The organism is Streptomyces sp. TLI_185, from assembly GCF_003814765.1.
Taxonomy (GTDB): Bacteria; Actinomycetota; Actinomycetes; order Streptomycetales; family Streptomycetaceae; genus Streptomyces.
In genome coordinates this window covers 6208253-6232239 of record NZ_RKRB01000001.1, presented here as the reverse complement: position 1 = coordinate 6232239, position 23987 = coordinate 6208253, and the positions used below count along the sequence as shown (strand labels likewise).

The following is a 23987-nucleotide window of genomic DNA, read 5'->3' as shown; positions in this document are numbered from 1 at the left end:
GCGCGATCGGCGCTCACGGCCCGTCCGGCGCGTCCGGTGCATCCGGCGTGCTGGGCGGGTCGGACGCGTCCTTGAGGGCTGCCCAGCGGGACTCGCGGCTGGCGTCGCCGGGCCATGAGGGCGGCGGCTGGGGCGATGGTTCGGCGGGCAGGAAGTCGTACGGCCCGAACCCCGCCTCCTCCTGGTCGCGGAGCGCGCCGTACGCGTCGTCCTGGTCGTAGGGGGCGGAGGGCGTCGTGGCGTCCGCCGGATTCTGCGCCTCTCCCACAGCCGACTTCTTCCTCCAGAACCGCCCCCTGCCCTTCGCCTTCTCCGCCTTCTTCGGGTTCTCCGGCTGCTCCTGCTTCTCCTGCTTCTCCTGCTTCGAGTCCACGGCCCCCGGCCTCGGCTCGACGATCTTCGCTTTCGGCTCCACGGTCTTCGGCCTCAGATCGAGGGTGGTCGACCCTGGCTGCCCGGCCGCTCCACGTCCCCGGCGCGTCCGGCACCGCCAGGCCCGCACGCCGACCGCCGTCGGAATCGCCGCAACCGCCGTCCATACGAGCGCCGCACCCCCCGTCTCCCACCACACCGGCCCGAACCTGGCAAGCTCCGCGACCCCGAGCCGCCCGCCCGCCATCGTCGCGAGTACGGCCATCGCGGCCCCGCACAGCACCGCCGCCAGCACGGCAGTACCGGCGGTCTGCCGGGCACCGGATGTTCCGGCGCCGGCCGAGGGGGATGCACCGCGCGCCTCCGCCCCGCCCACGAACCACCCCACCGCGAGTCCGGCCGCCACCGGCACCGCTCCCGCGATCCAGTTCGGCCACGCCCCGGTCCCCGCGTCCGGCACCGCGGCCAGCAGCGGAAACGGCGGCAGCAGTGGGGCCGGCGCCGAGGACAGCGGGTCCACCACATGCCCCGTACCCAGCACGAACCCGGGCCCGAGGGCGTACGCCGCCCCCCACACCGCCGCGTTCGGCACCAGCACCAGGCACAGGAACAGCACCGCGAAACGGCCCGACCAGCCCTCCGTCAACTGCAGGAAGGAGTGCCGCGCCACCCCGCCGTGCCACACCAGTGACACGGCCACCAGCGACGCCCCGCCCCCGACGAGCACCGCCGCACCCGCCCCTGCGGCGCGTGCCGCAATACCCAGGCGGGCGTGGGAGCCCGGCCCGCGGACGAAGCTCCGCAGACCGGACGGCAGCAGCTTCAGCACACCGTCGAACGCCCGGCGCGGATGCCCGTAGGCCGTCCACACTCCTGCCCCCGCCATCACCATGACGAGCAACGGCAGACACAGCATGGCCCGCCCCCACGAGGGCCGCAGCTCTCCGCCCGAGGCGTACAGCGCGGCGGCCGCGGCGACGCCGAGGTAGCCGAGGACGACGCCCGCCCAGGCCGTACGGCCGGACAGCAGCGGCCCGTCCTCCTCGCCGCCGTACACCACGTCCCGCGCCGCCCGGTGCACCAGCAGCACCGGCAGCACGAACAGGAGCAGCGGCGTGACACCCACCGGGGCGGGGACGCCGGAGAGCGTGTCGGTACGGAGCAGCTCGGTGCCGTGCGCCAGCAGCCACAGCGCGGCGGCGACATGCAGCGCCCCGCCGGGCCCGCTGTCGGGGTACGGCGAACTGATCCAGAACACCATCACCAGCACGGTGATCGTGCCGAGCCCCAGCCCGGCAGCCACCGCACCGCCCGCCACGCCGGCGCCAAGCCCGGGCGATCGGTCGCGCATCCTGGCCCGGATCCGGGCACGCAGGTACGGCAACGGAGCTCGGCGAGCAGTCGTCTGGATCACGACCGCCATGCTCCCAACGACACGCGCTTTCTCGTCGTAATAGGCAAACCGCCGAAGTGTCGCTCAATATACGTTTATGTACTTTTTCGTACGAAAGGGCGCATCGTGACGCCGATCCCTGCGAGCCCGCAGCCGCTCGAGCTGACGCCCGCTCAGGCCTTCGACGCGCTCTACGCGTTCTGCGCCCCCGCCCTCGTACGGCAGACGTTCCTGCTCACCGGGCGGCGTGAGCTGGCGCGCGAGTCGGTCGAGCGGGCCTTCCAACTCGCCTGGCAGCGCTGGCCCGAGGTGGCCGTCGACCGGGACCCGGCGGGGTGGGTGCGGGCGACGGCGTACGAGTACGCGCTCTCGCCCTGGCACCGGTTCCGCCCGAGCGTGAGGCGCCGCGAGCCGCCGCTCGCCGACCGGCGCGACCGCGAGCTGATGAACGTACTCCTGGAACTCCCGCCCTCGTACCGCCGGGCGCTGCTGCTCTACGACGGTGTCGGCCTCGATCTGCCGGAGACGGCGGCCGAGGCGGAGGCGAGCACTCCGGCGGCGGCCCACCGGCTGCTGCACGCGCGCGAGGCGATCGCCGCGCGCCTGCCGGAGCTTGCCGACCCGACCGCGTTGAACCGCCGCCTGGTCGAACTGGCCTCCACGGAGCGGCAGCCCGCCCCCGGACCACCGACGGTACGCAGGCGTGGCGAACGCAGCGCACGCTTCTGGACGCGCGCCGCCATCGCCTTCACCGCGGCCCTGATCGGCACAACGACCCTGGCCCTCCGAACCGCCCCGACCCACTACGAGCCCCCGGTCCCGCCGGGCGCAGTCGTGCAAGGGGTCCCGCCGCGGGTGGCGCGCGGCGCACTGTCGGCAGCGGAGGCCCAACTCCGCGCAAAACTACGCTCGGAGACGGCACACGGCCCGGAACGGCTAGTGCCCCAGCCGTCCTAGCTGCGGGCAGTCGTGCCGCCTGGGGCGGCTCCCGACCCAAGGAGAGGCGGCACCCGCCTGGCGCGGTCAGCAAAAACGCCGTGGGCCCGCCCCCACCCCGGGGAACGGGCCCACCAACGCTCAGTTAAGAAGCCGCTGTTCAGCCGGCAAGAATCTCCCGCGCCAGCTTCGCCGTCTCGGTAGGCGTCTTGCCGACCTTGACGCCGGCGGCCTCGAGGGCCTCCTTCTTCGCGGCGGCCGTACCGGAGGAGCCGGAGACGATGGCGCCGGCGTGGCCCATGGTCTTGCCCTCGGGCGCGGTGAAGCCCGCGACGTAGCCGACGACCGGCTTCGACACGTTCTCCTTGATGAAGGCCGCGGCCCGCTCCTCGGCGTCGCCGCCGATCTCACCGATCATCACGATCAGGTCGGTGTCGGGGTCGGCCTCGAACGCGGCGAGCGCGTCGATGTGTGTGGTGCCGATGACCGGGTCGCCACCGATGCCGACGGCGGAGGAGAAGCCGATGTCACGCAGCTCGTACATCATCTGGTACGTCAGCGTGCCGGACTTCGAGACCAGGCCGATGCGGCCCGGCTTGGTGATGTCGCCCGGGATGATGCCGGCGTTCGACTGGCCCGGGGTGATGAGACCGGGGCAGTTCGGGCCGATGATCCGGGTCTTGTTGCCCTGCGACACGGCGTACGCGTAGAACGCGGCCGAGTCGTGGACCGCGATGCCCTCGGTGATGACGACCGCGAGCGGGATCTCGGCGTCGATGGCCTCGACCACGGCGGCCTTGGCGAAGGCCGGCGGTACGAAGAGGACGGACACGTTCGCGCCCGTCTTCTCGATCGCCTCGGCGACGGTGCCGAAGACCGGGATCTCCGTGCCGTCGACGTCAACGGTCGTGCCCGCCTTGCGCGGGTTCACGCCACCGACGATGTTCGTGCCGTCGGCGAGCATGAGCTTGGTGTGCTTCATGCCCGTGGAGCCGGTCATGCCCTGGACGATGACCTTGCTGTCCTTGTTGAGGAAGATAGCCATGGCTGTTGTCCTCGTCCCTTACTTCGCAGCCGCGAGCTCGGCGGCCTTGTCGGCCGCGCCGTCCATGGTGTCCACGCGCTGGACCAGCGGGTGGTTGGCGTCGGAGAGGATCTGACGACCCAGCTCGGCGTTGTTGCCGTCCAGACGCACGACCAGCGGCTTGGTGACATCCTCGCCGCGGTCCTCCAGGAGCTTCAGCGCCTGGACGATGCCGTTGGCGACCTCGTCGCACGCGGTGATGCCGCCGAAGACGTTGACGAAGACGGACTTGACGTCCGGGTCGCCGAGGATGATCTCCAGGCCGTTCGCCATGACGGCGGCGGAGGCGCCACCGCCGATGTCGAGGAAGTTGGCGGGCTTGACGCCACCGTGCGCCTCACCGGCGTACGCGACGACGTCCAGGGTGCTCATGACGAGACCCGCGCCGTTGCCGATGATGCCGACCTCGCCGTCGAGCTTGACGTAGTTGAGGTTCTTCTCCTTGGCGGCGGCCTCGAGCGGGTTGGCCGCGTCCTTGTCCTGGAGGGCCTCGTGCTCCGGCTGGCGGAACTCGGCGTTCTCGTCCAGCGAGACCTTGCCGTCCAGGGCGATGACGTCACCGGAGGCGACCTTCGCGAGGGGGTTGACCTCGACCAGGAGGGCGTCCTCCTTGATGAAGGTGTCCCACAGCTTGACGAGGACGTTCACGACCTTGTCGGCGACCTCGGCCGGGAACTTGGCGGCCGCGACGATCTCGCGGGCCTTCTCCTCGGTCACACCCACGTTGGCGTCGATCGGCGTCTTGGCGACGGCCTCGGGGCGGGTCTCCGCCACCTCCTCGATCTCCATGCCGCCCTCGACGGACGCGATGGAGAGGAAGGTGCGGTTGGCACGGTCGAGGAGGAAGGAGACGTAGTACTCCTCCAGGATCTCCGGGGCCGTCTCGGCGATCATCACCTTGTGGACCGTGTGGCCCTTGATGTCCATGCCGAGGATGTCCGTCGCGCGGGCGACGGCCTCGTCCGGGGTGGCGGCGAGCTTCACGCCACCGGCCTTGCCACGGCCGCCGACCTTCACCTGGGCCTTGACGACAGACTTGCCACCGAGACGCTCGGTGGCTGCGCGGGCCGCCTCAGGCGTGTCGATGACTTCACCGGCCAGCACCGGTACATCGTGCTTGGCGAAGAGGTCCCTCGCCTGGTACTCGAACAGGTCCACGCGCTTCCGTCCCTATCAGTGATCTCGCGGTTCGTTGGATGCGTGGGCGTGCCGCGAAGGGCAACGTGACGTCCGCTAGTCACAGGGGAGGCGCACACGGTGTCCGAGCGCGCGGCATGTCCGTCTCGCAGGTTATCGCTGCTTGCGGAGGGCCCCTAAATCGAGGGTCACACCTGAGCGGTGATACCTGTCACATGATGCCGCGCTCACTGGCACGGCGTGCCGGATGTGAGGGACGGGGGCCGTTCGCAGGCCCGTACGGGGGAAGGGCCTCACCGGGCTGGGGTTGACCCGGTGAGGCCCCCTGTACAGCCCCGAAGGGGGCTCGGAGCAGTTGATCCCCACCCCAATGGGGATCACCTGGCTCCACCCGCGGGGTTCGGGCCGGCCGGTCCGACGGCTTTCGGCCGTCCGGGTCCCTCGGTCCGCGGAGTCGGTCGAGCGTCAGACGCCGTACGGACTGCCGTACTGCACGTTCTGCGCGTAGCCCGGCGTGATCGACTCGGTGACGCCCTGGACGCCGGTGACGGCGTGTCCGGCGAGCGGGCCGCCGGTGGACCGGACGGTGTCGGTCAGGTCGCCGGCGAAGGGCGCGACCTGGCCCACGACACCGTGGGCGAAGGGGTCGACATCCCCGACGACGCCGTACGCGAACGGGGTGACATCGCCCGCGACGCCGTACGCGAGCGTCGCCGCGCTGCCGCCGACGCCCTGGGCCACCGGTTCGACGAGGTCGACGACGGGCTGGGCGGCCTCGGTGACCCCCTGCACGAACTGCGGCACCTGCCCGGCGACGCCGTACGCCAGGCCGGTCGCGTGACCGGCCACGCCGTACGCGAGCGGCGCCACGTCGTCGGCGACCCCACCGGCGAACGGCCGGACGTCGCCCGTGACGCCGTAGACCAGCCCGCCCGCGTCCGCCACGGCCTGCCCGGCGACCGGCAGCACACCGTCCACTGCGGTGTGCGCGACCGGCGGCAGCACGGCGCCCGTCGCGTCGTCGGTGACCTGGCCGACCAGGCCGGTGGCGTACGACGGCACGTCCGCGACGACACCACCGACGACCGGAGTCACGCCGTACACGGCACCACCGGCCGCGGACTGCACGTCGGCCACCGCGCCACCGGCGACCGGGGTCACGCCCTGGACCACGCCTCCCGCCACCGGCTGCACGCCCTGCACGGCGCCCGCGGCGACCGGCTGGACGCCCCGCACCGTGTGGGAGACCACCGGCTGCACGCCCTCGACGACGCCGCCCGCGACCGGCTGGACGTCGGCCACCACGCCGTACGCCAGCGCCGTCGCGGCGCCGACCGCGTGACCGGCGGTCTGCCCGGCTCCGGTCACGACGCCGCCGGCGACAGGCAGCACGCCGTGCACCGCGCCGGTGGCCACCGGTGCCACGCCGTCCACCGTGTCGAAGGCGACCGGCAGCACGCCGCTCACGGCGCCGGTGGCCACCGGCGTCACCCCGTCCACGGCGTGGGTGACGGTGGGCGCGACCCCGGCGACGGTCTGCCCGGCGACCGGGACGACACCCGCCACCACCTGGCCCGGGACCGGTGTCACGCGATGCACGGCCGAGGTCGCGACCGGCGGGACCGCTGCCGCGGCCGTCTCCTCGACGATCGGGGTGACCGTGCCGGGGACGCTCTGGACCGTGCCGACGACCTGCTGTGCGGCCCCGCCGACCGTGCCCGTGACATGGCTCGGGACGGCCGCAACGGAGGTCTGGGCGGCGGAGGCGACGGTGCCGGCCTCGCCCTGCGCGAGCGCGACCGCGCCGGCGGCCCGGCCCTGGGCACCGGTCGCCGCAGTCTGCGTGGCGCCGGTGACGCCCCCGGCGGTGCGGCCCGCGCCCGCGACGGTCTGCTGCTTCTTCGTCCGTACGACACCGTCGACGCCCTGCGCCTGGGTGCGGGCCGCCGACTGCACGCCCTGAAGCTTCGTCTGGGCGGCGGCCAGCGCCTGCTCCAACTCCGGCGCAAAGGCGGCGAGGGGGCCGAAGAGATAGTCGACCTCGCCCTGCGGGGAGGAGGTCGTGTCGGTGACGGTGGTGGCGCCCTGGCCGACTGCGGCCTTCGCCTCGGCCTGCGCGGCGCGGGCGGCCTTGGCGCCCTGGATGGCGGCGGCGCCCTTGACCTTGGACGCCTCCTTGTCCGCCTGCGGGGCGGACACCTTGGCGTCGACGTACTTACGGGCCTGCTCGGCGGTGCCGCCGGGCGTCGTCCTCTCGGCGCCGGTGACCGTGGAGGTCGCCTTGGCCGCGGTGGATCCGGCCGTCCCGGTAACGCCGGAGACGGTGTGCTGGACACCGGTGACGACGCCGTCGACCGTGCCGGTGACGGTGTCGGTCAGCGCGCCGAGGGTGCTGCCGGAGTCAACGGTCGCGTCGGTGGCCGGATCGGATGTCGTGTCGGACACGGACAGGGAGGAGGAGGGCAACTCGTCAGCGCTGGCGACGGCGGAACCGAGCGCCCACGCGCCGGTGACACCGGCGGCTATGACGATGGAGCGGCGGATGTTCTTGTTCATGCGTGCGTCAGATCCTTAGATCCGTCGAAGCTCCGCGCTCCTTGATCTCAAGTGAGATCCGGGGAGTTCCGGGGCTTCTTCGAAGGGCTTGGGTTCGAAAGGCTTGGGGACAATTCCGGCGCCGCTTCCGGTCCTGGTCCGGGGAGTCGGGACCAGCGGAGTCGGCGGCTTGCGTCCGGAGAACGAAGGGGTGTCCGGACGGGCGGGCAGACCTGCTCCGCCCCCGCGCGTCAGGTCTGTGGCGGGGGAAGGGCCTGCCCTAGCCGGGGAATACGGGAATGTCCCGGTGCCTGTCCCGGGTACCGGCCGCGGCTGCACGAACGGCGGCGCCGGGCACGAGCCGCGCGAACGGCCGGTGGTTCAGGGCGACGGCGTGCGCGTCGCCGTGTCTCGGCGTGCCGTTGTCGACCGCGGCCCGGTTCGCCGGCACATCGGCCGGGTCGCCGTCGGGGGCCTGCCGCGCCGGGGCGTACCCGGCACCGGCGGCCCGCTGCCCGCCGCCGTGCACGGCGGTGGCGCCGGCCACTGTCACGTCCACGACGAACCGCGGCCCGTACGCCGTACCGCTCGCGCCCGCTCCGGAGCGCCTGTCGTCGACGGCGCCTTCCGTGCCCGGGTGCCCTGCGACAACCGGCTGCGGCGCCTGCGCGACCGGCGCGGGAAGTATCTGGACAGGCGACGAGGGGAAGCCTGGCAGCGAGGGCAGGCCCGGCATCGACGGGGACCCGGGCAGCCCCGGCAGCGAGGGCAACGACGACAACGGCGGTATCTGCGCGGTCACCCTGCCGAGCCCGGCGGTCACGGTCTCCACCAGACCACCGACCGGCTCCACGCCGCGATCACCCACGGAGCGGACGAGCTCACCGGTCAACGGAGTGAGGACCTGACCGGCTGCGCCCGCGGTCGCGGGACCGGGGTCGGGAATCGGGGTGGGCTTGGGATCGGCCGGCGCCGGAACTGGTGCCGGTGCCGGTGCGACGGGAGCCGTCGGCTTGGGCTTGTCCGGAGCGGCCGGCTGGGGTTGACGCTGAGGAGCGGCCGCACTGTTCGTCAGCCGACCGACCGTGACGACCGCATCGCTCGTCAACGACCGGACGCCGTCCGCCGGAGCGGTCGGCACGACCTCGGACGAGGAGGCGGCCGGCGCCCCCTCCGCCGCGTGCGCCTGCTCCCCGCAGAGGAACCCCAGCGCGAACAACCCGCCCACCAGCAGGACCACTTGCAGCGCACGCCGTCCGGCCGCCGTGCGCATCACGCGCAGAGCGGCACCGGGCAAGGCTGCTGGCCAGGTCAAGAGGGGGTGGTCCTCCCGTGCGGCGGAACGAATTTCACGTAACGAGCCGTAACGAGCTACGAGTCGGCGCGACGCGGTGCGGTACGGACGAGGCGGCGCAACGGCGCGCCGCTGATGAGGCGTCGATCCTCGCACGGCCCTCCCGAGGTTGCGCAAGCCCCCTGTTACCGATGGGTAGGCATGTCCGTTTTGCTGGGCGAAGTCGGACGGCGATGCATCGACAAATCGTCAGTGACCGTTTCCTGTCTGCCCGGTCGCGCTGATTCCGGTCATGCCGTGGCGTGTCCGGTCATGCCGTGTCAGGTATGGGCAGCGGTCGCTTCTCGATCGCCGCCGCCATCACCTCGGGGAACAGATCGGGCGTGCACGCGAACGCCGGTGCCCCCAGCGCGGCGAGCGCGGCCGCGTGCTCCCGGTCGTAGGCCGGCGTCCCTTCGTCCGAGAGCGCAAGCAGTGTCACGAACTGCACTCCGGACGCCTTCATCGCGGCGACCCGTTTGAGCATCTCGTTCCGTATCCCTCCCTCGTACAGATCGCTGATGAGCACGACCACCGTCTCCGCGGGCCGGGTGATCTGCGACTGGCAGTAGGCGAGTGCCCGGTTGATGTCCGTACCGCCACCCAACTGCGTGCCGAACAGCACGTCCACCGGGTCGTCGAGCTGGTCGGTGAGGTCCACCACCGCCGTGTCGAAGACGACGAGTCGCGTGTTGAGCGACCGCATGGAGGCGAGCACCGCCCCGAACACGGACGCGTAGACCACGGAGGCCGCCATCGACCCCGACTGGTCGATGCAGAGGACGACGTCCTTCTTCACGGACTGGGACGCCCGGCCATAGCCGATGAGCCGCTCCGGCACGATCGTCCGGTACTCGGGCAGGTAGTGCTTGAGGTTGGCCGCGATGGTGCGGTTCCAGTCGATGTCGTGATGGCGCGGCCGGTTGATCCGGGCGCTGCGGTCGAGGGCGCCGGTGAGAGTGGCCCGGGTGCGGGTGGCGAGCCGCTTCTCGAGGTCCTCGACGACCTTGCGCACGACGGCCCGTGCCGTCTCCTTGGTCGTCTCCGGCATCGCCTTGTTGAGCGAGAGCAGCGTGCCGACAAGGTGGACGTCGGCCTCCACCGCCTCCAGCATCTCCGGCTCCAGCAGCAGCGCGGACAGCCCGAGCCGGTCGATGGCGTCGCGCTGCATGACCTGTACGACGGAGGAGGGGAAGTACGTCCGGATGTCCCCGAGCCAGCGCGCCACCGACGGCGCCGACGCCCCGAGCCCCGCCGACCGGTCCCGCCCCGCCTGCCCTTGCTTGTCGCCCTTCCCGTAGAGCGCGGCCAACGCCCCGTCCATCGCGCTGTCCTGGCCCGACAGAGTGCATCCCGTGCCGTCGGCGGCCTCGCCCCCGAGCACCAGCCGCCAGCGCCGCAGCCGCTCCTGCGCCGGGGCTGCCGGGTCCATCGCCGCGGCCGTCATCGGCACACCCCCGCGCGGGGCCGGTCCCAGAGCGGCATCACGGCGACGGCGACCGCCGGGCGGTCCTTCGCCCCGCCCGCGTGCCTGTTGCGATTCCTGTTGCCGTTCCTGGTCCTGTTCCTGCCGACGGCGACTGCGCCGACGTCCTCCAGGGCCTCCGTCAGTCCGTCCTTCGTCATCCCGCCACCCCCGCAAGGTCGTTGTCGATGTCCTCTTCCACTCCGCCCGGACCGCCCGGTCCGTCCAGCCCCAGCAGCAGCCGGACCACCGGCAGCACGGCGTCCGCGCGTTGGGGGTCGAGTTCGGCCGCGAAGCCCGGTATGCCGGAGCGGGCGGCTGTCACGTTCCCCCGCTCCCCCGGCCCGCGCCGGACCAGCTCGCCCAGCGTCCGGCGCACCCCCGGCTCGTACGCGGAGAACGTCCGCCGCAGCAGAGGCAGTACGTCCGTGAACGCCTCCGGCGGTACCCCGGTCAGCCAGGAGTCGACCAGCCCGAGCAGTCGCTCGTCGTGCACGAGGAGCATTCCGCCGCCGGACCCTCCGCCGACGAAACCCTCGATCCAAGCGGCGGCGTCCCCCGGCGGGGTTCCCGGCGACAGCACGAGGCCCATGAGCCGCGCCGCCTCGTCCTGCCCCAGCTCCCCGTCGTCCAGCAGCAGCCGCACGGCCCGCCCCCGGACCACACCGGGCACGGTGTCCCGGACGGACAGCACGCGCAGAACCGAGTGCCAGCGGCCCCGCAGGTCGCGGTGGTCCGGCGCGGCCGCGTCGCCGAGCAGCCCCACCGCCCCGTGCACCGCGTCCACATGGCGTCGCATCTCCTCGGCGGCGTCCGCGTCCAGGGCCGCGCAGGCCGGCGGCAGGCCGACGAATATCCGCTCGGCAAGGCCCGCGGCGACTCCGGCCAGCGCTTCTGTGTCCGTGCCGCGTACGTCTCCGTACCGGAGGGAGCGGACCAGGGCCGGCAGGGCCTGTGCGAGGTGGCCGACGTCCGTGTCGAGCGCCGCCCGGTCGGCGAGGACCTGCATCACCACCGGTAGCGCTTGGGGGAGTTCGGCCAGCAGGCAGCGCTCGGCGAGTCCGGTGACGTCGGCCAGTGCCTGTGCGGCGACGGCGTCCGCCTCCGCCCTGGCCGTCGCGGCGGCGAGCACCGTCGTGCCCCACACCCCGGCCTCCGCCACCCGCACGGCCAGCTCCGGTTCCCAGCGCAGCCGCCATGTCTCCCGGAACGTGCCCGTGCTGCCCCGCGAAGCCACCGGTTCGCCCCAGGCCACACCCAGCAACCGCAGTCGGTGCAGCAGCCTGCTGCGCCCTGCGTCGGTCTCCTTGCGCAGGTCGAGCTCCAACTCCCGCTCGAGCGCCTCCGGTTTGAGCCGCAGCCGGCGCTGGATCCGGTGCAGGTCCCGCTGCAACGGCACTGCCGGCGCCGCCTGCGGCACCTCCCCCAGCACGTCTCCGACGACCAGCCGGTCGTGCACCAGCGCCAGCGGCACGTCCGAGCCCTCGCACATCACCGCGCGCACGGCATCGGTCGTCTCGCCGAGCCCCGGCAACGGGCGGCCCCGCATCGCGGCGAGCGTCTCCGCCAGCCGCACCGCCTCGATGACATGCGCCGGGGAGACGATCCGGTCCTCGTCCCGCAGCAGCCCGGCCACCTTGGTCATCCACCGCTCGACCGGCCGGTCCGGGGCGGCAAACAGATGCCCGTACCAGCCCGGCGAGTCGATGCCCGCCCCATACCCGCTGAACCGCGACAGCCGCCGGTACGTCCACGGCACCCAGGTCATGTCCGCCTTGACCTTGGGCAGCCCCTTCACCAGCGCCCGGTCGGCGGCGACGGCCGCCTTCTGCCGCAGCGCGGGCACGTGCCATGCCCCGCACACGACGGCCACCGCATCCCCGAACTCCCGCTGCGCAGCCCGCACCTGGAGCCGCATGTACGCCTCCCGCACGAGATCCCGGTCGTGGCCCCCGCTGCCGTACGCCTCCCGCAGCGCCCCCATGGCCTCTTCGAGCACGAGGAACGGCGCGAACGCGTCCCCCTCCCCCACCCCACGGTGCTCGACGACGTCCTCCCACCACCGCTCCGGGTCGTCGTACCCGGCGGCTTCGGCGAGCACGGCCAGCGGGTCGATACGGACGTCGGTCTCCATGGCCGACCTGCCGGCAGCGGGCTGGGAACCGGCACCGGTATCGGCACGCCTGTCCGTGTCGGGACACCTGTCCGTGTCGGCACGCCTGTCGGTCTCGGCACGCCTGTCGGTGTCGGTGTCGGTATTGGCGCTGGATCCAGCTTCGGTCCCCGCCTCGGCGCCGGGTCCGGCCGCAGCGTCGGCTTCGTTCTCGGCACCTGCCCCGGCGCCGGCATCTGGCCCGGCCCCGGTTCCTGCCCCGGCGCCGGCACCGGAGTGGGCTTGTGATCCGGTGCCGGACTCTGCCCCAGCATCAAAGTTGGCCCCGCGCCCGCGCTCGGTACCGTCATCGCCCCCGTCCCCGCGCCCGGCGTCGCCCCCGGCCGCATCGCCCCCGGCCGAATCGGCGTCGTCCCCACGTCCGGCGCCCGGGCCCCCTCCGAATTCGTCCTCCGTGTCCTTGCTCCACGCCAGGGTGTGGGTGGCCGGCAAGTCGATGAAGCGCGCCGGTACTTCGTGCTCCAGGGCCCACCGGATCGCGACCCACTCCGGGGAGAACTCGGCGAGCGGCCAGAAGGCCGAGCGGCCGGGCTCGTCCACGGCGTGGGCGAGGAGGGCGACCGGCGGCCGCATGTCCTCCTCTGCGGCCAGCGGGATCAGTGCGTCGGCCTCGGGCGGTCCTTCGATCAGCACGGCCCGGGGCCGGGCCGCGTCCAGCGCCGCCCTTACCGCTCGTGCCGAGCCGGGTCCGTGATGTCGCACACCGAGCAGCAGCGGCCCGCCACCGGCCGCGCCGCTCCCGCCCCTCGCCATCCCTGTCACACCGTCCCCCTCGTCGTCCTGGTCATCGCGCCCCTCGAATGCAGCAGCCGGGCGCCCTTCAGGCGCCCTCCAGGCCGCTGCCGTTCCCGACGGACACCCCCGTCCTCGGGCACCGTGCACACCGAGCGGCCGGATCCCTGGCCCCCGCCCGATCCCTTGTTCCCGCCGTTCCCGCCGTTCCCGCCCGGGCGGCCCCACCCCAGGTCGGTCACGCGCTCACCTCCCGGCAGGCCCGGTAGAAGTCCTTCCAGCCGTCGCGCTCGCGGACGACCGCTTCCAGGTACTCCTGCCAGATGACGCGGTCGGCCGCCGGGTCGCGGACGACGGCACCGAGGATGCCCGCGGCGACGTCGCCGGCCCGCAGCACGCCGTCGCCGAAGTGGGAGGCCAGGGCGAGTCCACTGGTGACGACGGAGATCGCCTCCGCCGTCGACAGCGTGCCGCTCGGCGACTTGAGCTTCGTACGGCCGTCGGACGTGACCCCGTCGCGCAGCTCGCGGAAGACGGTCACGACCCGGCGGATCTCGTCGACGCCGTCGGGCACGGCCGGCAGGTCGAGCGAGCGGCCGATCTGGTCGACGCGGCGCGAGACGATGTCCACCTCGGCCTCGACGCTCTCCGGCAGTGGCAGCACCACCGTGTTGAAGCGGCGGCGCAGGGCGCTGGAGAGGTCGTTGACCCCGCGGTCCCGGTCGTTGGCCGTGGCGATCAGGTTGAAGCCCCGGACCGCCTGCACCTCCTGCCCCAACTCCGGTATCGGCAGCGTCTTCTCGGAGAGGATCGTGATGAGCGAGTCCTGGACGTCGGCGGGGATACGGGTCAGCTCCTCCACCCGCGCCGTCATCCCCTCCGCCATGGCCCGCATGACGGGGCTGGGCACCAGGGCGGCCCGGCTCGGGCCGTTCGCCAGCAACTGCGCGTAGTTCCAGCCGTAGCGGATCGCCTCCTCCGGCGTGCCCGCCGTACCCTGCACGAGCAGCGTCGAGTCGCCGCTGACCGCCGCGGCCAGGTGCTCGGACACCCAGGTCTTCGCGGTGCCGGGCACGCCGAGCAGGAGCAGGGCGCGGTCGGTTGCGAGCGTGGTGACGGCGACCTCGACGATGCGGCGCGGGCCCACGTACTTCGGTGTGATCACCGTGCCGTCCGGCAGGGTGCCGCCGAGCAGATACGTCGCCACCGCCCACGGCGACAGCTTCCAGCGGGCCGGGCGAGGGCGGTCGTCCTGCGCGGCCAGCACGGCGAGTTCACCGGCGAAGGCGTCCTCGGCGTGTGGCCGCAGCGCCTCCGTACCGGGTGCGGACGCCTGCGCGCTCGCACCCGCGGATGCAGGGGCGGCGGCAGTCGAATTCACGGGCGCGGACCCGTTCTCACTCGGTTCGACGGACTTCGGCTCTACGGACACAGACATGGCTGAGGCCCCCTCCAGCTCGGCCGGTTCGGATCTGGCACCAACCGTGCACCACGCCACTGACAATGCGTTCCGACCTGCGCAAACGCGCTCGCCGGCCCGATTGTCAGTGGCGGGATCTACCTTCGATGTCATGACTCAGCAGGGGGTGCGCTGGAGCGCGGAGCAGGTGCTGGCACTGGCGCCTGACGCCGCGTCACGCAAAGCGGGCAGCAAACTCGGCGCGGCGGGGCCGTGGTCCGAGGCGGGGAGTTCCGACGAGGGGACGGTGTGGGGGCAGTGCAAAGGCAGTGGCAGCAAGCCGTATCAGACGGTCGTGGACATCGCCGATGCCGCTGGCCCCGCGTACAAGTGCAGTTGTCCGAGCCGCAAGTTCCCGTGCAAGCACGCGCTCGGGCTGCTGCTGCTCTGGGCGGGCGGGGACGGTGCGGTGCCGTCGGGGCAGGCGCCGGACTGGGCGGAGCAGTGGATGGAGGGGAGAAGGCAGCGCACCGAGCAGAAGCGGACGGCGGGGGCGTCCGCTTCATCGTCCGGGTCCGGTGATCCGGAGGCCGCGCGGCGCCGGGCGGAGCGCAGGGCCGAGCGGATCACCGCGGGTGCGACCGAGTTGGAGCAGCGCCTGGTGGATCTGCTGCGCGGCGGTCTGGCGAGCGCGGAGCAGTCGGGGTACGGGCTGTGGGAGGAGACGGCGGCCCGCATGGTCGACGCCCAGGCCCCCGGACTGGCCGCGCGCGTGCGGGAGTTGGGGGCGATCCCGTCGTCCGGGCCGGGCTGGCCGGTGCGGCTGCTGGAGGAGTGCGCGCTGCTCCATCTCCTCGACCAGGGCTGGCTGCACCGTGACGGACTGCCGGACGGCCTGGCGGCGACGGTCCGGTCGCGGATCGGCCTGCCCGGCACGGCGGACGGCCCGCCGCTGCGCGACCGCTGGCTGGTCCTCGCCCAGTACGACACGGCGGACGCCCGCCTGACGACCCGCAGGATCTGGTTGCACGGCACGGACTCGGACCGCACCGCACTGCTCCTCTCCTACGGCGCCGCGGGCCGCGCCCCGGAGCTGGCGCTGCCCGTGGGGCTGACCTTGGACGCCGAGGTGTCCGCCTATCCGGGTGCCGGGCAACTGCGGGCGGCCCTGGGCGAGCAGTTCTCACCGCCGGCCCCCTCGGTGACACGACCGCGGGGAGTGACGACGGCCCGGGCGGCCGCCCGTTACGGCGATGCACTGCGGGACGACCCGTGGCTGGACTCCGTCCCGGTCACGCTGGACCGGGTCATACCGATCCCGGACGGCGACTCCTGGCAGCTGGCGGACGCCGACGCGGACGCGGCGCTGCCACTGACTCCCACTGCCCGTACCCGCCCCGGCCTCTGGCGCCTGGTCGCCCTCTCGGGCGGCGCCCCCGTCAAGGTCTTCGGCGAGTGCGGCCACCGCGGCTTCACTCCGCTGACGGCGTGGCCGGAAGGGGCGGGAGAGGCGGTGCAGTTGTGCTGACCCGACAGTCCGGGGACCGTCTTGCAACGCCCACAGGGGACGGGAGCCTCACGGAAAGGAACCGCATGAACAGGACGTCCACGCCGGTGGATGCGCCCGCCTCGGGCACCTGGGAGGAACTCGTCACTGCGGCACTGCTCGGGACGGAGCGGCGCACTCCGCCGGGCGGAGCGCCGGGGCGGGAGGCGCCGGTGGCGCTGCTGGACGCGGCGGCCGCGGAGACCGTTCGGCGGCGGGCCGGGCTGCGGGCGGCACGGGCGGCCGGACGGCCCGAACCGGCTGCCGAGGACCCGCGGCCCGTGCTGCCCCCGGCGGCGGCCCGCAGGCTCGCGCTGCTGCTGGCCGACCGCCCCGGTACGAGCGGCGGCGGTCGCCGGGGCACGGCGCCGGACCTCATGGAGCTGCTGCCGCAGTGGCTCGCGACGGCGAACGCCCGCGGTTTCGCGGCACCGCCTCAGGCGCTGCCCGCGCTGCTGGATGCGGCCCGGGGGCGTACGGATCTGCGGCCGGCGGCGCTGGCGTTCGCAGGGCCGCGCGCCGTGTGGCTCGCCCGGCTGAACCCCGACTGGCGGTTCGCCCTGCGTGCGACGCCGGGCGGGGGCGCCGCCCTGCCGCACCCCGAGGACACGGAGCAGACCCAGCGCCTGTGGGAGGAAGGCCTGTTCGCCGAGCGGGTCGCGCTCCTGTCCGCCATACGCGCCCGCGAACCCGCCGCCGCCCGCGAACTGCTCACCACGACCTGGTCGACGGAGCGGGCCGAGGACCGCCTGATGTTCCTCGACTCGCTGCGCACGGGACTCGGCCCCGAGGACGAGCCCTTCCTGGAACAGGCGCTGGCCGACCGCGGTCGCAACGTGCGGGCGACGGCAGCAGAGTTGCTCTCCGCGCTGCCGGGTTCGGCGCTCGCGGCACGGATGGCCGTCAGAGCCGCGGCGTGCGTGGCCGTTGACCACACGGGCGACTCACCAATGATCATCGTCGAGGCTCCGCACGAGTGCGACGCGAGCATGGAGCGGGACGGTGTGGTGGCCAAGGCTCCGGCAGGACGGGGGGAACGGTCATGGTGGTTCGGCCAGTTGGTGGAGGCCACACCGCTCGGGACGTGGTCCGTGCGGCTGGGTGGGCGTACGCCACGGCAGATCGTGGCACTGCCCGTGACGGACGACTGGCAGAGCGAACTGCACGCGGCCTGGTGCCGGGCCGCCGTGCGGCAGCGGGACCCCGAGTGGGCCCGGGCGCTCCTCGGAACCCCGTCCGCCCCGGAGGCCGGCGGGCCGGGCGCGGTGTCGCTGGCCGAGCGCGCCAAGTTGCTCGGCACGCTGAGCGCCGTCGAACGGGCCGACTGGGTGGCCGGGTTCATCGCGGCACACGGCCTGTCCGAGGCGTTTCAGCTGCTCGGGGTGTGCGCGGTGCCCTGGTCTGCACCGCTCGGCCGGGCGGTGGTGGACGCGCTCAACATCGCGCGGGACGCGGGGAGTTACCCATGGAGCTTCAGCGGAGTGATGGGCCTGGCCGAACGCTGCCTCGACCCCTCCGAAGCGAGCCGCCTCGACGGCCTCCTGGCGATACCCGACGAAACGGAGGACGCGTCACCGGGGGCGGGCGGCTACTGGGCGGAGGCGTTCCAGCGCCTGGTGAGGACCTTGCGGTTGCGTGCGGCGATGGCGGAGGAGCTGGGGGCGTAGGGCCTGTCTGTTCCGGCGATCTCCGGCACCGATTCAGCGCCGGTCAGCGCATTCCAGCCCGGCGTGCTGGTCCCCCCGCTCGAGCGAAGCCGAGAGTGGGGGAGTTTGAGGACGGGGCCGTTCAGGCCGACCGGGCGTCTGGGGGCAGAGCCCCCAGGGCCGGCCACCCCAGCCCATCCGCACCGGCCAACGCCCGCACCGCCGGAGGCCTACGCACCGGCAGGCTGACGGACATTCGCCCGCACCCAGTCCACGATCGACTGCGTCGTGGCCCCCGGCGTGAAGATCTCCGCGACGCCCTGCTCCTTCAGCGGAGCGATGTCCGCCTCGGGGATGATCCCGCCGCCGAAGACCAGGATGTCCTCCGCGTCCCGCTCCTTGAGCAGCTTGATCACCGCGGCGAAGAGCGTGTTGTGGGCCCCGGAGAGGATCGAGAGCCCGATCGCGTCGGCGTCCTCCTGGATCGCGGTGTCGACGATCTGCTCGGGGGTCTGGTGAAGGCCCGTGTAGATGACCTCCATACCCGCGTCGCGCAACGCACGCGCGATCACCTTGGCCCCGCGATCGTGGCCGTCGAGCCCCGGCTTGGCCACCACCACGCGGATCGGACCGGCTGCCACACCCATCACTGCCTCCATGAAGCGACTGCATCCATCCCTACCGACAAGTACTGGAGTACCCGAACCGGCCGGGGAAGTGAACGAACGTTATCGCCAGCATCCCGCAACCGGCAGTTTCGCGGTGAAGACCGAGGGGGAAATCACACGATGGGACACGTTCACCGCGCACCGTTCCGGCGGGAACACGCGCAACGGGAGCCGCAAAGAGGTCGCCGCACCACCGCGCCGCAGGCCGCGCGCCGTGGCGATGCGGCGTGTCGACGATGCCTTGAAGGGCCGTCGACTGCCTTCCTCGCGGCCTCCCACGAGGGCACACGGGGGACAGAGCCGTCCTCCTGCGTGCCGACAGGAGGTCGGCCATGAAGGTCACGAGGGCGGCGCTGCCCTTTCTTCCGCTCTGCCAGCGGCTGTTTCCGAGCAGACTGGCGGGACTCTCGCTGGCCCTGCTGAAGGCGACCGCCCTGGAACTCGCGATCCTCGCGGGACACCTCCTGCTCTATCCCTCCGGCGTCGCGCAGGAACGCCGAGGACCATCGGCCCCGCTGCCGTCGCCGGACGGCGCCGCACAGCTGCCGACCGGAACCAACCCCCCGGTCGTCCTCCTGCACGGCTTCATCGACAACCGCTCCGTCTTCGTGCTGCTGCGCCGCAGCCTCGCCCAGCACGGCAGGCAGCAGGTCGAGTCGCTCAACTACTCGCCGCTGACCTGCGACATCCGCACCGCGGCCGAGCTGCTGAGCCGGCACATAGAGGAGATCTGCGAGCGCACGGGCAGCAGGCAGATCGACATCGTCGGACACAGCCTCGGCGGACTGATAGCGCGGTACTACGTGCAGCGGCTGGGCGGTGACATCCGCGTCCGCACGCTGGTGACGCTCGGCACCCCGCACTCCGGCACCCGGGTGGTACCGCTGGCGAACGCCCACCCGATCGTCCGCCAGATGCGCCCCGGCTCGGAGCTGCTCGAGGAGCTGACCCGGCCCGCACCGGGCTGCCGTACGCACTTCGTGAGTTTCTGGAGCGACCTCGATCACCTGATGGACCCGCTGGAGACCGCCTGTATCGACCACCCGGACCTGATGGTGCAGAACGTACGGGTCAGCGGGATCGGGCATCTCGCCCTGCCCGTGCACCCCGCCGTCGCGACCGGGATACGCCAGGCCCTCGACGCCGAACGAACAGGAGCCGAAGCCGCCGCCCACGTCGGCGGCCTGACAGTGGCCTGACCCCATCCCTTACAGCCCGCAACCGGTACAGCCGCATTCCGTACAGCCTGCTTACAGCCCTGGGACGGCACCCGGACAGCATCCGCACGGCTATGCGACAGCCATTTGGCCTCGAACATTCTTCGAACACAGGGCCAAAGCCGTGCCCGTCGTCCCCCGAAACACGGCCGAATGCCCGTTTCCTGCGCGCACGAAACCTGTTGAAGATTGTCGAGCCCGCATACCGCCGGGTACAGTCACCGCACTGCTCTGGCAGCCCCTGTTGTCGAGGCGAAAGAGAAGTTGGTGAACGACCGTCACCCGTCGGGGACCATGACCACCCCGGCTCCGGCTTCCGACGCCGCCTCGGCGCACTACGCGTCGTACGGCACGCAGGAAGCCCAGTACGGCGACTTCACCACGTACGGCGGCTACGACTCCAACGGTTTTGCGACCGGCAGCCACGCCACCGCGACCTTCGCCGCAGACCCCCTGTTCGGCAGCCTCCCGGGCGAGAGCACGGGTTCGTACGACTCCGGCTGGGGGTCCCCCACGGGCGGCCACCACACCCTGAACTACGACGCGTATGCGGCCCAGCACCACGCCGCCTATGACACCGGCGCGTACGACACGACCGCCTGGACCGCCGACTACCAGCCGCTCTCCGCCATCCCGGCGCAGGCCACGGGGCACGACGTCTCAGGCCAGTGGGACGCGAACGCCTGGCTGCAGCCCGACCATTCGGGCACCCCCGCCGACCAGACCCAGCAGTGGGAATGGGGCACCCAGGCCTTCGACACCGGGGCGTACGACGCCACACAGTGGAACTCCGAGAGCCCCGAGGCCGGCGACACCGCCGCGACCGCCGGGCCCGCCGACGACTACGAGCAGCAGGCCGATCACGGTTCGTACGACGAATCCGCCCCGGACGGCGGCCGGTTGAACGCCACCGGTGAGCTGCCCTCGGCGGCGCCGCTCCTCGACGACCAGGAAGACGTCACGCCGGCTCCGGCGTCGCGCGCGAGCTCCCGCAGCGGGGCCCGTTCCCGCCGTCGCGCGCCCGCCAAGCGGTCCGCGCTGCTGACCATCGCCGTACCCTCGGCGTGTGTGATGGGCGTGGCCGGTATCGCCGCCGCCTCCGTGGGCACCTTCACCGGCGACAAGAACACCTCGACGACCGCGTCGGACGCACATGCGGTGAAACCATCCGCCGCCAACAACAAGCTGGACACCCAGCTCCGGAGTCTCTCCGCCGGCGCCGACGACTTCGCCGACCGGGCCAGCCGTACGCAGGAGCGCATCGATCTCAAGGCCCAGCAGGAGGCCGAGAAGAAGAAGGCGGCGGCGGAGGCGGCCCGCAAGGAGCGGCTGCGCCCGAAGTACGTTCTTCCGGTCGCCCAGAAGGGGCTCAGCGCCTACTTCGGCCAGGCCGGCATCAACTGGATGTCCGTGCACACCGGCATCGACTTCCCGGTCTCGTACGGCACGACGGTGATGGCCGCGACGGACGGCACCGTCCGCACGCAGTGGAACAGCGCGTACGGGAACATGATGATAGTGACCGCGAAGGACGGCACGGAGACGTGGTACTGCCACCTCTCCAGCTATCGCGTCGCCTCCGGTACGACGGTGAAGGCCGGCACGCCGATCGCGTACTCCGGGAATTCCGGCAACTCGACGGGCCCGCACCTGCACTTCGAGGTCCGGCCGGGCGGGGGCTCGGCGATCGACCCGCTGCCGTGGCTGCGCAGCCACGGGCTGGACCCTACGTAGAAGACTGGGGGCTGCGCCCCCAGACCCCCGTTCGGCCTGAACGGCCTCGTCCTCAAGCGCCGGACGGGCTGTTTTACCTCACCGGCAGTTACAGCTTCTCCACCGGTGCATACCGCAGAAGCAGCCGCTTCGGCTTGGCCTCGCCGAAGTCGATCGTCGCCTCGGCGTTGCCGCCCGTGCCCTTCACGGCCACGACCGTGCCGAGTCCGAACTGGTCGTGTGTGACCCGGTCACCGACGGCCAGCGAGACCACCGGCTTCTCGGAGGCGCGGCTCGTGGCGAAACCGGACGCGCCCGAGGCCGACGATCGTGACCGGGAGGACGACAGGGAGGCCGCCACGCCCGACGCCGGTCCGGAGGAGACCGGGGCAGTGGCGCCCGTCCGCTTCCAGTCGACGTGCTGTGCCGGGATCTCCTCCAGGAACCGGGAAGGCGGGTTGTACGAGGGCTGCCCCCACGCGCTGCGCAGCGACGACCGTGTCAGATACAGCCGCTCACGCGCGCGCGTGATGCCGACGTACGCGAGCCGCCGCTCCTCCTCCAGCTCCTTGGTCTGGCCGAGGGCGCGCATGTGCGGGAAGACGCCGTCCTCCATGCCGGTGAGGAAGACCACCGGGAACTCGAGGCCCTTGGCGGTGTGCAGGGTCATCAGGGTGATGACTCCGGAACCGTCCTCCTCCTCGTCCGGGATCTGGTCGGAGTCGGCGACCAGCGCGACCCGCTCCAGGAAGTCGGCGAGGGAGACGGACTCCTCGCCCTCGCCGGACTCCTGCTCGAACTCCAGGGCCACGGCGGCGAGTTCCTGGAGGTTCTCGATTCGGGTCTCGTCCTGCGGGTCGGTGGAGGCCTGCAACTCGGCCAGGTAGCCGGTGCGTTCGAGGATCGCCTCCAGGACGGTCGCCGGGCCCGCGCCGGACTCGGCGATCGTCCGCAGGTCCTCCATCAGCGTGTTGAACCGCTTGACGGCGTTGGCCGAGCGCGCAGCCATGCCGTATGCCTCGTCGACGCGGCGCAGCGCCTGCGGGAAGCTGATCTTCTCCCGCTGGGCGAGGGCGTCGATCATCGCCTCGGCGCGGTCGCCGATGCCGCGCTTGGGGACGTTCAGGATGCGGCGCAGCGGCACCGAGTCCTCGGGGTTGGCCAGCACCCGCAGGTAGGCCAGGACGTCCCGGACCTCCTTGCGCTCGTAGAAGCGGACACCGCCGACGACCTTGTAGGGCAGGCCGACGCGGATGAAGACTTCTTCGAAGACACGGGACTGGGCGTTGGTGCGGTAGAAGACGGCGACGTCTGAGGCCTTCGCCTCGCCGGCGTCCGTGAGACGGTCTATCTCGTCGGCGACGAACTGCGCCTCGTCGTGCTCCGTGTCGGCGACGTAGCCGGTGATGCGCGCGCCCGCGCCCGCGTTCGTCCACAGGTTCTTGGGGCGGCGGGACTCGTTGCGCTCGATGACCGCGTTCGCCGCGCTCAGAATGGTCTGCGTGGAGCGGTAGTTCTGCTCCAGCAGGATCGTCGTCGCGTCCGGGTAGTCCTCCTCGAACTGGAGGATGTTGCGGATCGTCGCACCGCGGAAGGCGTAGATCGACTGGTCCGCGTCACCCACGACGCAGAGCTCGGCGGGCTGCAGGTCGTATTCGTTGGGCGGTACGTCCTCGTCGTGCGCGCCCGTGCCGACGAGCTCGCGCACGAGTGCGTACTGGGCGTGGTTGGTGTCCTGGTACTCGTCGACCAGGACGTGCCGGAAGCGGCGGCGGTAGTGCTCGGCGACGTCCGGGAAGGCGCGCAGCAGATTGACCGTCGTCATGATCAGGTCGTCGAAGTCGAGGGCGTTGGCCTCGCGCAGCCGCGACTGGTACATGGCGTAGGCCTGGGCGAGGGTCTTCTCGAAGCCGTCGGCGGCCTGGGCGGCGAAGTCCTCCTCGTCGATCAGCTCGTTCTTCAGGTTCGAGATCTTGGCGCTGAAGGACTTCGGCGGGTAGCGCTTGGGGTCGAGGTCCAGATCGCGGCAGACCAGGGCCATCAGGCGCTTGCTGTCGGCTGCGTCGTAGATCGAGAAGGAGGAGGTGAAGCCGAGCTTCTTCGACTCCCTCCGCAGGATGCGGACGCACGCGCTGTGGAAGGTCATCACCCACATCGCGTTCGCGCGCGGGCCGACGAGCTGCTCGACGCGCTCCTTCATCTCGCCCGCGGCTTTGTTGGTGAAGGTGATCGCGAGGACCTGGCCCGGATGCACGTTCCGCTCGCCCAGGAGGTAGGCGATGCGGTGGGTGAGCACGCGGGTCTTGCCGGAACCGGCGCCGGCCACGATGAGCAGCGGCGTGCCGGAGTGGACGACGGCCGCGCGCTGGTTCTCGTTCAGCCCGTCCAGGAGCGCGGCCGGGTCGATCGCCGGGCGGGGGGCGCCGTTGCGGTAGTAGGCCTCCCGGTCCGGTGGCACGTCGAACTTCCCGCCGAACAGATCGTCCGGAACCGGCTCCGGTCCGTGATCGTCCTCGGGCGGCGGCGGAGGTTCCTCCTCGTGCCCGCGGGGGGCCTGGAGGTTCGCCAGGAAGCTGTCGTCAAAGAGGCTGCTCATCGCTCTCCGAGTTTAGGGTGCCCCACTGACAGCCCGCCGCCG

Annotated in this window: 16 protein-coding genes; 5 read left to right on the top strand and 11 right to left on the bottom strand. The window is 72.3% G+C overall.

Annotated features, from left to right (window positions below):
* Window positions 1–13 precede the first annotated feature (13 nt).
* Window positions 14–1795 carry a DUF6350 family protein gene (locus tag EDD92_RS28820; RefSeq protein ID WP_123967028.1) on the bottom strand — a complete coding sequence of 594 codons (1782 nt, stop codon included), beginning with the start codon at window positions 1793–1795 and terminating at the stop codon, window positions 14–16.
* Here EDD92_RS28820 and EDD92_RS28815 point away from each other — a divergent pair.
* Window positions 1778–2722 carry an RNA polymerase sigma factor gene (locus tag EDD92_RS28815; RefSeq protein ID WP_399185468.1) on the top strand — a complete coding sequence of 315 codons (945 nt, stop codon included), beginning with the start codon at window positions 1778–1780 and terminating at the stop codon, window positions 2720–2722. The genes EDD92_RS28820 and EDD92_RS28815 overlap by 18 nt on opposite strands.
* A 139-nt stretch (window positions 2723–2861) precedes the next feature.
* On the opposite strand, the gene sucD is transcribed toward EDD92_RS28815, so the two are convergent.
* The 8 genes from sucD to EDD92_RS28775 all read right to left on the bottom strand — a co-directional run bounded on the left by sucD (window position 2862) and on the right by EDD92_RS28775 (window position 14598).
* A complete protein-coding gene (gene sucD / locus EDD92_RS28810) occupies window positions 2862–3746 on the bottom strand; it encodes a succinate--CoA ligase subunit alpha (protein WP_123967027.1) in 885 nt (294 codons plus the stop codon).
* 18 nt (window positions 3747–3764) lie between these two features.
* Window positions 3765–4943, bottom strand: coding sequence for an ADP-forming succinate--CoA ligase subunit beta (gene sucC, locus EDD92_RS28805; protein WP_123967026.1), 1179 nt, complete (start codon window positions 4941–4943; stop codon window positions 3765–3767).
* 444 nt (window positions 4944–5387) lie between these two features.
* On the bottom strand, window positions 5388–7478 hold the full coding sequence (locus EDD92_RS50000) for a hypothetical protein (RefSeq protein WP_185124150.1): 2091 nt from the start codon (window positions 7476–7478) through the stop codon (window positions 5388–5390).
* 259 nt (window positions 7479–7737) lie between these two features.
* Window positions 7738–8772: a hypothetical protein gene (locus EDD92_RS28795; protein WP_123967025.1), complete on the bottom strand. Its 1035-nt coding sequence runs from the start codon at window positions 8770–8772 to the stop codon at window positions 7738–7740.
* 289 nt (window positions 8773–9061) lie between these two features.
* Entirely contained in the window at window positions 9062–10237 is a 1176-nt protein-coding gene (locus EDD92_RS28790) for a VWA domain-containing protein (RefSeq protein ID WP_185124149.1), read from the bottom strand.
* Window positions 10234–10416, bottom strand: a complete 183-nt coding sequence (locus EDD92_RS28785; RefSeq protein ID WP_123967024.1) for a hypothetical protein — start codon at window positions 10414–10416, stop codon at window positions 10234–10236. The genes EDD92_RS28790 and EDD92_RS28785 overlap by 4 nt, the downstream gene beginning before the upstream one ends.
* A complete protein-coding gene (locus tag EDD92_RS28780; protein ID WP_123967023.1) occupies window positions 10413–13181 on the bottom strand; it encodes a DUF5682 family protein in 2769 nt (922 codons plus the stop codon). The genes EDD92_RS28785 and EDD92_RS28780 overlap by 4 nt, the downstream gene beginning before the upstream one ends.
* Window positions 13182–13398: 217 nt before the next feature.
* On the bottom strand, window positions 13399–14598 hold the full coding sequence (locus EDD92_RS28775; protein WP_123967022.1) for an AAA family ATPase: 1200 nt from the start codon (window positions 14596–14598) through the stop codon (window positions 13399–13401).
* Between the two features lie 133 nt (window positions 14599–14731).
* On the opposite strand from EDD92_RS28775, the gene EDD92_RS28770 reads away from it, so the two are divergent.
* Window positions 14732–16087: an SWIM zinc finger family protein gene (locus tag EDD92_RS28770; RefSeq protein ID WP_123967021.1), complete on the top strand. Its 1356-nt coding sequence runs from the start codon at window positions 14732–14734 to the stop codon at window positions 16085–16087.
* 65 nt (window positions 16088–16152) lie between these two features.
* Complete coding sequence (locus tag EDD92_RS28765; protein ID WP_123967020.1) at window positions 16153–17772, top strand: DUF5691 domain-containing protein; 1620 nt, start codon at window positions 16153–16155, stop codon at window positions 17770–17772.
* Window positions 17773–17981: 209 nt separating this feature from the next.
* Here the strand turns inward: EDD92_RS28765 and EDD92_RS28760 are convergent, their stop codons facing one another.
* The gene (locus tag EDD92_RS28760; protein ID WP_030930230.1) at window positions 17982–18398 is read right to left on the bottom strand and encodes a cobalamin B12-binding domain-containing protein; all 417 of its coding nucleotides are present in this window, start codon (window positions 18396–18398) and stop codon (window positions 17982–17984) included.
* Between the two features lie 353 nt (window positions 18399–18751).
* On the opposite strand from EDD92_RS28760, the gene EDD92_RS28755 reads away from it, so the two are divergent.
* Both EDD92_RS28755 and EDD92_RS28750 read left to right on the top strand, forming a co-directional pair.
* A complete protein-coding gene (locus EDD92_RS28755) occupies window positions 18752–19618 on the top strand; it encodes a triacylglycerol lipase (RefSeq protein WP_123967019.1) in 867 nt (288 codons plus the stop codon).
* A 312-nt stretch (window positions 19619–19930) separates the two neighbouring features.
* On the top strand, window positions 19931–21370 hold the full coding sequence (locus EDD92_RS28750) for a M23 family metallopeptidase (RefSeq protein ID WP_123970589.1): 1440 nt from the start codon (window positions 19931–19933) through the stop codon (window positions 21368–21370).
* A gap of 88 nt (window positions 21371–21458) precedes the next feature.
* On the opposite strand, the gene pcrA is transcribed toward EDD92_RS28750, so the two are convergent.
* Entirely contained in the window at window positions 21459–23945 is a 2487-nt protein-coding gene (gene pcrA / locus EDD92_RS28745) for a DNA helicase PcrA (protein ID WP_123967018.1), read from the bottom strand.
* Window positions 23946–23987 lie beyond the last annotated feature (42 nt).